Source organism: Streptomyces sp. NPDC048290, from assembly GCF_040652095.1.
Lineage (GTDB): Bacteria > Actinomycetota > Actinomycetes > Streptomycetales > Streptomycetaceae > Streptomyces.
Genome location: NZ_JBEZLM010000003.1, coordinates 518,850 through 527,927, shown reverse-complemented (window position 1 = coordinate 527,927; position 9,078 = coordinate 518,850). Strand labels below are relative to the sequence as shown.

Below are 9,078 nucleotides of genomic sequence, written 5' to 3'. Positions count from 1 at the left end.
AGCCCTCGTAGCGGAGCTACTAGGGCTTTTGTCCGGTGCGGCGAGAGTGCGTGCCGGGCGTCGCGACGCCACGGAGATCCGTCAGACACCCCCTAAGGGGAGCCGCCGGGCGAGGAGTTCGGCCACGGTGGACTTGCCCGCGGCCATCACTCCGGTGATCAGGACGACGGCGGAGCCCGGATCGCTGGTCGACGGGGAGTTCACGGATCGCGGCGCGCTGTTCATGGGGGCATTCTCCGCGCTCGCCCCGCCGGGCGGGAGCCGTCCCCGGCACGAGTGCCGCGCTCAGGAGCGTCTTGCGAGTTGGCGCAGGATCGTGGGGTCGGTGATCTCCTTGTCCGCGGCCAGCAGGAACGCCTTGCTGAGGATCAGTGAGAGCCGCTCGTCCTCGAAGGGGAGGAAGAGGCTGCGGGGCTGTCCGCCCGTGCGGGGCACGATGCACAGATAGCTGTCGTCGGGCTCCATCAGGATGTTGGCGGAGCCCAGATGGATGCGGTAGGTGCGCCGTTCGCCGCGGACGGTCAGGAAGCGGCCGTCGAGGGCGCAGCGGTCGGCGATGGTCAGCCGGGGCAGCATCCGGGCCAGCGCCGCGCGGCGTACCTCGGCGTTGGCGGTCAGCGCGCCGAACCCGGCCGAGTGCCGGTAGGGGGCGTGGCGGTCCTCGCCGCGGTCGGTCCAGTCGGGGTCGGCGGCCAGGGAGGTGACCGCGATGAACAGGTCGACGTCCCGCATGGCCTCGCTGAACACCAGCGGCGGCACCTCGGTGAGCGGCGCCGCCCGCCAGGCCCGGCCGTCCCGGCGTTCGAAGCGGACCTGGTCGGTGGTGGCGTGGGCGGGCCCGTGGTCGTCGGCGTCGTCGGTCGCCTGGTGGTGCAGTCCGGCCCGCCAGTGGCCGTCGCCGTACTCGCCCCAGGCCAGCCCTTCGTCGCCGCCGTCCCAGTGGCCCAGGTAGTTCGCCCGCCAGCCGCGCTCCTTGAACAGGGCGTACAGCCGCCGGTAGTGCACGATGTGCGCGGCGAACCGGTTCGAGTAGCCGCCCGTGGTCCGCTCGGCCGGGGTGAGCGGATAGACCTCCCGGTACGCCTGTTTGAAGGGCTGCCGCAGCCGCTCGGCGACCAGCCGTTCCCGCCATGCCTCGATGGCGTCCGCGTCGGCCCGGACGGGGTGCCACAGCCGCACGGCGAGAGGTCGGCGCCCCTCCTCCCCTGGTTCGGCCAGCGGTGCCACCGGGTGCCAGACGCCGTCCGGGTCGCGGAACTCCCGGATCAGCGCGCGCACGACGGCCCCGGTCACCGGGTGGTCCCGGTAGTAACGGCACCAGTCGTCGTACGGCCACTCATGACCGGTCGCCAACAGGGCCTCGATCCTGGCCCGTTCGCCCGACAGGGTCGCGCGGACCTCCTTGACCAGCTCCTTCAGCTCCGCCACCTGCTCGGGGAAACCGTCCTTGAGCGCGGCCGGTGCCGTACGGGACGTGCCGCCGCCGGGGCGGACGAAGGTGAGCCGTACGGTCGAGGCGTCCTCGATCGCCAGCCGGACCCGGTGGCCGCCGAGTTCGCGCTCCAGTACGCCGTCCGGCCCCAGCCCGTGGCCGGGTACGCCCCGCTCGGTGAGCTGGGCGGCGGTCAGGCCCTGCTTCCCGGCCGCCAGGACGAGCCCGGCGTCGATCCGCTTGCGCAGTCCCCGGTGCTTGATCCGGGTCTGGAGCCGCCACAGCGCCTCCAGGGCGTCGGTGTCGCCGATGTCCGCCAGGGCGTTGACGGCGGCGCCCGCGAGCCCGGCGTCCTGACCGGTCCCGCCACCGGGGCCGCCGCCGGTCCGCAGCGCCAGCGCGCCCAGGTGCCGGACGACCGCCGGACCGCCGCCCGACGCGGCTGCCCAGAGCACGCCCCGCGCGAGATCGAGTCCGCTCTCCTCGACCACCACGTGGTAGTGGCGCCCCGCGCGGGCCGGGTCCTGGCCGGTGCAACCGCCGCCGACACACACCGGGTCGCCGGTGGCCAGCGCGCCGAGCACCGCGCCGAGCAGGTCCCTGGCCCCCGCGTCGTCCACCAGGGCGGCGCAGGTCCGCCGCCAGCGCTGCGTCGGCCGGGCCCCGACGGGGAGCGCCAGATGGAGCAGCAGCCGGGCGAACTCCCGCGACGGCTCCCGCTGCGCGCGGGCGACCAGCGGGGCGGCCCAGGGGGCGTCCCGCGGTATCAGACCGTCGGCCACGAGGGTGTCGTCCACGGTGGCGATCAGCTCGCGCAACCGCCGGGCGGAGGCGGCCAGTTCGCGGGCGGCGTCCGTCGCCATGGCTTCCGCGTGAGCGAGCCGCAGCCAGGGCAGGAGCGCGCGGCGCCCGTCCGCGTCGAGCCCCTCGGCCGTGTCCAGGGCGGGGTCCAGGGCCTCGGAGACCATGCTGAACATCTCATGCTCCCCGGCGCGCACCAGCAGGACGGCGACCTCCTCCGGTGTCCAGCCGCCCACCCGGTCGACCAAGGAGCGGATCTCGGCGCGGTAGTCCCACAGGGTGTCCTCCAGGCTGACGGCCAGCGCCATGACCAGGACGGCGGCCCTGCCGTCCGCGTCCCCGCAGGCCGCGAGCCGCCCCTGCATCCGGGTCCGTACGGCCGCCGCCGCCCCGTCGCCCTCCCCGCGCGTCCGGCCCAGCGTGTCCGCGTACGCGGCCCGTTGCCGCTCCAGCAGCTCGACCAGCCACCGGCCGCGGTCGAGTGCCGCGAGACGGGTCTCGTCGAGGGGGTCGTTCCTGCGGGATGCGGCCACCAGGCTGTCGTAGAGCATGTCGCCGATGATGACAGCGGCCACTGACAACGGGGGCGGGGCGGGGCGTTCTCCGCTGGTGGCGGGGGGTCAGCTCGCCGCGGGGGCGGGTTCCGCGAGGGTCGTCAGCTCGTCGCGGGGGCCGGTTCCGCGAGGGTCCAGATCTGGCGGGGGGCGTCCTGCCGGGTGCAGGTGCTGAGGGTGAGGGCGCGGCGGTACCAGGGCTCGCCCGGAGCGCGGTCGGTGGCCTCGAACGCCTCCTTGCCGACGGTGAGGCACTTGGTGGTGTCGAGGGCGGGGCGGATACGACCGTCCGCGCCGAGGGTCAGCCGCTGGTTCGCGGCGCCGGTGCAGGTGCCGACGCCGGTGTTGGCGTCCTCCCAGAGCTTGGGCGTGCCGGTGCTGTCGGGGATGAGCTGGGCGCCCAGGCAGGCGTCGAGGCGGGTGTAGCGGATGGAGCCCGCTGCGGCGGTGATCGCGGAGACGGAGACGACCTGGTCGATCTGGGCGGTGTGGGCGTCGGGGATGCCGGTCTTGCAGGAGTGCACCTCCAGATGCCCGGCGAACAGGGTGCCGGGGCGGGCCAGTCCGGGGATGTCGAGGCAGTAGTGGCGGGGCTCGCCGAGCGGCGCGGCGAGCTGGACCAGGGCTTCGTCGGAGGCGGTGACGGCGCTGCCCGGCGCGGGGGCGGCGGTCGCGGCGGCCGTCACGGCGGTGGCCTGCCCGGTGTCGCTCGCGGTGACGGTGATGAGCGCGGCGAACGCCGAGAGGGCGGTGAGCAAGGGGGTGAGCAGGGGGGCGGTGCGCCTGGCGGGCTGTGTGGGGGGCTGATGGGAGGAACGCGTCAGGGAACGCATGGGGGACTCCGCTCCGTACCGGGAAGTGGGGCCGTCCGGGAGGTGGACGGACGAGGTATCGGCCAGGACCGTATCCGGGGAGTGGGGGGATGTGGCTGAGAACCGGATGAGAATGGGAGGGATCTTCTCCAGTTCGGCTTGGTCGGTGGCGGGGGAGGCGTCCGTCCCGGCGGGTTCGGGCCAGTCGGCGACGGAGGGGGCGTCCAGCCGAGTTCGGCTCGGTCGGCGACGGAGGGGGCGTCCTGCCGAGTTCGGCTCGGTCGGCGACGGAGGGGCGCCCTGCCGAGTTCGGCTCGGTCGGCGGCAGGGGAGGCGTCCGTCGTGCCGGGTTCGGGTCAGTCGGCGACGGCTGAGGCGTCCGTCCCACCGGACTCGGCCTGGTCGGCGGCGGCTGAGGCGTCCGTCGCGCCGGGTTCGGCTTCGTCGGCGGCGGAGGAGCCGTCTCGCCCGCCCGGGAGCCGTGGCCCCCTCCCCCGCTCCGCCCCACGTCGGGGCGGTTCGATCCCGGTGGCGAAGTCGGCGCAGGGCAGCGGGTCCGACGGGTCGGGGTGGGTGCGCAGTCCGTCGAGCAGCAGCCGGAGATAGCGGCGCCACAGATCCGGCTGCCCGCTGCCGTCGGTGACGGCGGCCAGCATCTGCTGGACCAGCATCAGATCCCACGGCTGGGCGTCGGGCCGCAGCACGCCCTGCGCCTGGGCCCGTTCGACCATGAGGTCGATCCGGCGTCTGACCCGTTCCTGGAACTCCCGCTCCCCCGGCATCGGAAGCCCCGTGCCGAGCAGGACCTCGCGCAGCCCCCGGTCGAACGCCTGCAACTCCGCCACGCGTTCCATCTGGGTCGTCAGCCCCCGCCAGGCGTCGGGGTCCTCGGCGCCCGCGCGGGTGGCCTCGTCGATCCGGGCGAGCATGTCGTCGAACAGCGCGTCGATCAGGGCCTGTTTGTTGCGGAAGTGCCGGTACGCGGTGCCGACGCCGAGTCCGGCGTGCCGGGCCACGTCGTCCAGGGTCGCGCGGAGCCCCCGCTCCCGGAACACCTCACGGGCGGCGGCGAGCAGCTTGCGGCGGTTCGCCTCCGCGTCACGCCGCTTCCGGCGGGCGTCGGGCGGGGTCATGTGCGGCTTCTTCCGTTCGGGGAGCGTGTGGGGCGGGGTCCTGGGCGGGTCCTGGGCAGGCCCCCGGCGGGTCTGGGACACGCCGGGGGCGGTCACACGGACCCGGTCATGTGGACCCGGCCATGTGCACCGGGCCACGCGGACGCGGTCATGTGCACCCCCTCCCGGACCGAGCCCCGTCACGATACCTCAAACGGAGAATCCATCTCCGGTTGATGTACTGTGGGCCCACTGAACCGGAGAGGCAATCTCCGGATATCGGCGCTGCGCGCTGCCCTCAGGAGAGATCGGAGCGATCCTCGATGCCTGGCCCGTCTGGAGACGAAGTGAGCACAGACCCCACCTCGACGCCCCTCGCCGCGACACCCCCGGCCGGGACGTCCCGCCGAACACCCCGCAAGGCCCGCACCCCGTTCCGCCGCCGCAGGACGAGCCTCACCTTCGTCGCCGCCGCCCTGCTGTCCGGGTTCGGACTGAGCGCCTGCTCGTCGGGCGGGTCGTCGGACGACTCCGCCTCGGCCGCGCCCTCCGCCTCCCCCACCGCCTGTCCGACGTCCGAACCGGCGGCCCCGGGGGGCGGCGCGCCGAGCGGGGCACCCAGCGGCGCACCGAGCGGGGCTCCTTCGGGCGGCGCCGCCCCGGGAGGCATCCCGGTGGCCACCTCGATCGCGGAGAGCGACAACAGCACCAGCACGGTCATCGACCCCCAGGGCCCGGAGATCACCTGCGACCCCGGCGCGGTCACCACGACGGAGGACATCACCTACTCCTCGCCCAGCACCGGCGGCACCAGCACCGACCTCATGCTCGACATCCAGGTGCCGGAGACCTCCGGCGACAAGCCGCTGGTCGTCTACCTCACGGGCGGCGGCTTCATGCAAGCCGACCGCACCGGCAACCTCGACCAGCGCACCTACATCGCCGACCAGGGGTACGTGGTCGCCAGCGTCCAGTACCGCACCACGGCGAGCGGCGCCACCTACACGGACGCCGTCGCCGACGTGAAGTCCGCGATCCGCTATCTGCGCGCCAACGCCGGGACCTACGGCATCGACACGGACAACGTCTTCGTATGGGGCCAGTCCGCGGGCGGCTATCTCGCGGCGATGACGGGCGCCACCAACGGCGACGAGTCGTTCGACGTGGGCGACCATCTGGACCAGAGCAGCGAGGTGCAGGGCGTCGTGGACGAGTTCGGTCCGGCGAACCTTTCCCGGCTCGCCGCCGACTTCGACCAGGCCGCCCAGGACTCGAACTACACCTCAGGAAACGCCGCCGCGCGCTGGGTCTACGGCCCGGACGCCACCGAGTCGATCGAGGAGTACACCGACGAGGTCGCCGCCGCCGACCCGGCGACCCATCTGTCCTCCGCGACCTCCCCGTTCCTGCTGTTCCACGGCACCGCCGACCCGCTGGTCTCGCCCAGCCAGACGCTCGACCTGTTCAACGCGCTGACGGACGAGGGGATCGACGCCCAGCGCGTGGTGCTCGAAGGGGCCGCGCACGGCGACATGGGCTTCCTCAGCGCCCTCGCCGGCGGCGCGTCGCCCGGGGCGTCCGGTGCTCCGGACACCGAGGACGTGTCCGCGGTCTGGTCGTCGCAGGAGACGATGGGCTACATCGTGGACTTCCTCGACCAGAACACGGTGTAGGCGCCCGGGACCGCGCCACCGGGCCCGGCCACCACCCCCTCTCCGTGCCGTGACACGGCAATGTGTGCCGTGAGAAGGTACAAGGCGGGGCGGTGGCCGGTGCCGGGCCAGGACCTAGGGAGTCGACCAGGATGCAGAACGTTCTCAACGCGTTGCGGGTGCTGGAGGAGGTCGCGACGCGGCAGCCGATCGGGGTCGGCGAGCTGTCCCGGGTGCTGGGACTGCCCAAGAGCACCGTGCAGCGCGCGCTGCGGACGCTGCACGAGGCGGGCTGGATCCGCCCGGCGGGCGGCGAGCTGACCCGCTGGGCGGTCACCACCAAGGCCCTGGACGTGGGCCGCCACGCCAGCGGCGACCTCGGTCTGCGGGACGCGGCCGTACCGGTGATGGAGGAGCTGCGCCGCCGTACCGAGGAGACCATCCATCTCACCGTCCTGGAGGGGAGCCGGATGGTGCTCATCGAGCGGCTGGAGACCACCAAGCCGGTCCGGACCAATATGTCCCTCGGCCACGCGCTGCCCATGCACGCCTCCGCCAACGGCAAGGCGGTCCTGGCCGGCAGCCCGCCGGAGGCGGTCGTCGACCTGCTGGCCGACGGACTCCCCCGCTTCACCGACACCACCATCACCGACCCCGAGGGGCTCCGCGCCGAACTGGACGTGGTGCGCGCCCGCGGCTACGCCGTCAACCGGGGCGAGTGGCGCTCCGACGTGGGGTCGGTCGCGTCGGCCGTGCTGGGCGCCGGGGGCACACCCGTCGCCAGCCTCAGCGTCAACGTCCCGATGAGCCGCCTCACCGACGAGACCGAGGCCGTGTTCGCGGCGGCGGTCACCGAGGCGGCCCGCACCCTGTCGGCCCGGCTCGGCCACACACCCTGACGACGGGACGGCAGCGGCGCGGCGCGTGCACGCCCCGTCACCGTGACCGGAGTCGGGTGACGACCGTGGTCGTACGTCCACAGGTTGACTGACCGTCCGTCATGTCGGCCCGGGGGCCGATGGACCGGGGTTCAAACGTAGCCGCCGGTCTGACGTCAACGGCCCCGGACCGCCGCCATCATGTGACGTCGGCGGCCGGTCCCGGGTGCCCCAGCGATGACGTCCAGGGAGAGTGGCGCGGGATGAAGAAGGGGTTGATCCTCACTGTGGTGGTGGTCGCCGGAATCCTGTACCTGTCCTCACGGAGCGAGGAGACGACCGCGACCCTGCCGGAGTCGGCGGGCAAGGATCTCCAGAGCGCGCAGGACGCGGCCCGCGCGGCGGGGTTCACCACCATCGCCTCGCATGACGCGCTGGGCGACCGGCGGATGCAGTTCGTCGGCCGGAACTGGAAGGTGTGCGGCCAGACCCCGGCGCCGGGCCGCCACGCCACCACCACCCGGGTCGACTTCGCGGTCGTCAAGGTCGACGAACGCTGCCCCTGATCACACGGCCCACTGACCCTGACCCTGACCCCGACCCACCCCGGCCCGCTGACCCTGACCAACCCCTGACCGCCGCCCCTCACCACCCCCACACACTCGGACGATTGCCCCTTGCACGTCTCTGGGAAGTTCCAGGGCGCGTCGTTACCCTCCGCCCATGATTCCCACGGTGGTTTGGGGCACGGGCAACGTCGGGCGCGCGGCCATCCGGGCCGTCGAGGCGCATCCGATGCTCAGCCTGGTGGCCGTGCTGGTGTCCGCTCCCGGGAAGGTCGGCAAGGACGCGGGCGAGTTGAGCGGTCTGCACCGGCGTCTCGGCGTGGCGGCGACGGACGACGTGGACCGGGTGCTCGCCGAGCGCCCCCGCGCGGTGGTGTACGCCGCCTCCGGTGACGTCCGCCCGGACGGGGCCCTGGAGGACATCGGCCGGGCGCTGCGCGCGGGCGCGGTGGTGGTCACTCCGTCGGTGTACGGGATGTACGACTGCCGGAACGCGCCGGAGGAGGTCCGGGCGCCGCTCCTGGCGGCGGCGGAGGCGGGCGGCGGCGCGCTGTTCGTGTCCGGGGTGGACCCGGGCTGGGCCAACGACGTGCTTCCGCTGCTGGTCAGCGGGGTCGGCTCGGAGATCGACGCGATCCGCTGCCAGGAGATCTTCGACTACGCGAGCTACGACCAGGAGGACGCCGTCCGGCATCTGATCGGTATGGGGCATCCGCTGGAGTATCAGCCGCTGATGCTGGCCGAGGGGGTGCCGACGATGATCTGGGGCGGACAGGTCCGGCTGATCGCCCGGGGCCTGGGCGTCGTACTGGACGACATCGACGAGACGCTGGAGCGGCGCACGCTGGACACGACCGTCGGAACGGACACCATGGGCGAGTTCGCGGCCGGTACCCAGGGCGCGGTACGGCTAGAGGTGCGGGGGCTGGTGGGCGGCGAGCCGGTGATCGTGGTGGAGCATGTGACCCGTATCCACCCCGGGTGTGCGCCGGACTGGCCGCTGCCGCCGGACGGCGGGGCGGGGGCGCACCGGGTGATCGTGGAGGGGCGGCCCCGGATCGAGGTGACCGTAGAGGCCACGGACGAGGGGGAGAACCGGGCCGCCGGGGGCAACGCGACAGCGGTCGGCAGGCTGGTGAACGCCGTCGACTGGCTGGTCGCGGCGGGACCCGGACTGTATGACGCGCTCGATGTCCCGCTGCGTCCGGCGGTGGGTCGCCTCGGGAAACCAGTACAGCGGACAGCGGCAGGACGACCGGGAGAGGTGTGAC

The 9,078-nt window shown here is 73.6% G+C and carries 7 protein-coding genes and 1 pseudogene; 4 read left to right on the top strand and 4 right to left on the bottom strand.

Annotated features, from left to right (window positions below; translation table 11 throughout):
* Nucleotides 1-96: 96 nt before the first annotated feature.
* The 4 genes and pseudogenes from AB0D49_RS07150 to AB0D49_RS07135 form a co-directional block, all read right to left on the bottom strand.
* A pseudogene (locus AB0D49_RS07150) lies at nucleotides 97-225 on the bottom strand (phosphotransferase); the annotation flags it as partial.
* Nucleotides 226-285: 60 nt separating this feature from the next.
* A complete protein-coding gene (locus tag AB0D49_RS07145; protein ID WP_362752020.1) occupies nucleotides 286-2,784 on the bottom strand; it encodes a DUF4132 domain-containing protein in 2,499 nt (832 codons plus the stop codon).
* Nucleotides 2,785-2,888: 104 nt separating this feature from the next.
* Entirely contained in the window at nucleotides 2,889-3,620 is a 732-nt protein-coding gene (locus AB0D49_RS07140) for a hypothetical protein (RefSeq protein ID WP_362752017.1), read from the bottom strand.
* Nucleotides 3,621-3,955: 335 nt separating this feature from the next.
* The gene (locus tag AB0D49_RS07135) at nucleotides 3,956-4,732 is read right to left on the bottom strand and encodes a helix-turn-helix domain-containing protein (protein WP_362752015.1); all 777 of its coding nucleotides are present in this window, start codon (nucleotides 4,730-4,732) and stop codon (nucleotides 3,956-3,958) included.
* A 326-nt stretch (nucleotides 4,733-5,058) separates the two neighbouring features.
* Here AB0D49_RS07135 and AB0D49_RS07130 point away from each other — a divergent pair, with 326 nt between their 5' ends.
* The 4 genes from AB0D49_RS07130 to AB0D49_RS07115 all read left to right on the top strand — a co-directional run bounded on the left by AB0D49_RS07130 (nucleotide 5,059) and on the right by AB0D49_RS07115 (nucleotide 9,077).
* Complete coding sequence (locus tag AB0D49_RS07130) at nucleotides 5,059-6,384, top strand: prolyl oligopeptidase family serine peptidase (protein WP_362752012.1); 1,326 nt, start codon at nucleotides 5,059-5,061, stop codon at nucleotides 6,382-6,384.
* A 131-nt stretch (nucleotides 6,385-6,515) separates the two neighbouring features.
* A complete protein-coding gene (locus AB0D49_RS07125) occupies nucleotides 6,516-7,262 on the top strand; it encodes an IclR family transcriptional regulator (RefSeq protein ID WP_362752009.1) in 747 nt (248 codons plus the stop codon).
* A gap of 242 nt (nucleotides 7,263-7,504) precedes the next feature.
* A complete protein-coding gene (locus AB0D49_RS07120) occupies nucleotides 7,505-7,807 on the top strand; it encodes a hypothetical protein (RefSeq protein ID WP_362752006.1) in 303 nt (100 codons plus the stop codon).
* Between the two features lie 157 nt (nucleotides 7,808-7,964).
* Nucleotides 7,965-9,077 carry a dihydrodipicolinate reductase gene (locus AB0D49_RS07115; RefSeq protein ID WP_362752003.1) on the top strand — a complete coding sequence of 371 codons (1,113 nt, stop codon included), beginning with the start codon at nucleotides 7,965-7,967 and terminating at the stop codon, nucleotides 9,075-9,077.
* Nucleotide 9,078: the final 1 nt, after the last annotated feature.

Excerpts from the sequence above, each read along its gene's own strand:
- AB0D49_RS07145 (WP_362752020.1), bottom strand. The coding sequence starts at position 2,784 with ATGCTCTACGACAGCCTGGTGGCCGCATCCCGCAGGAACGACCCCCTC.
- AB0D49_RS07140 (WP_362752017.1), bottom strand. The coding sequence starts at position 3,620 with ATGCGTTCCCTGACGCGTTCCTCCCATCAGCCCCCCACACAGCCCGCC.
- AB0D49_RS07135 (WP_362752015.1), bottom strand. The coding sequence starts at position 4,732 with ATGACCCCGCCCGACGCCCGCCGGAAGCGGCGTGACGCGGAGGCGAAC.
- AB0D49_RS07125 (WP_362752009.1), top strand. The coding sequence starts at position 6,516 with ATGCAGAACGTTCTCAACGCGTTGCGGGTGCTGGAGGAGGTCGCGACG.
- AB0D49_RS07120 (WP_362752006.1), top strand. The coding sequence starts at position 7,505 with ATGAAGAAGGGGTTGATCCTCACTGTGGTGGTGGTCGCCGGAATCCTG.
- AB0D49_RS07115 (WP_362752003.1), top strand. The coding sequence starts at position 7,965 with ATGATTCCCACGGTGGTTTGGGGCACGGGCAACGTCGGGCGCGCGGCC.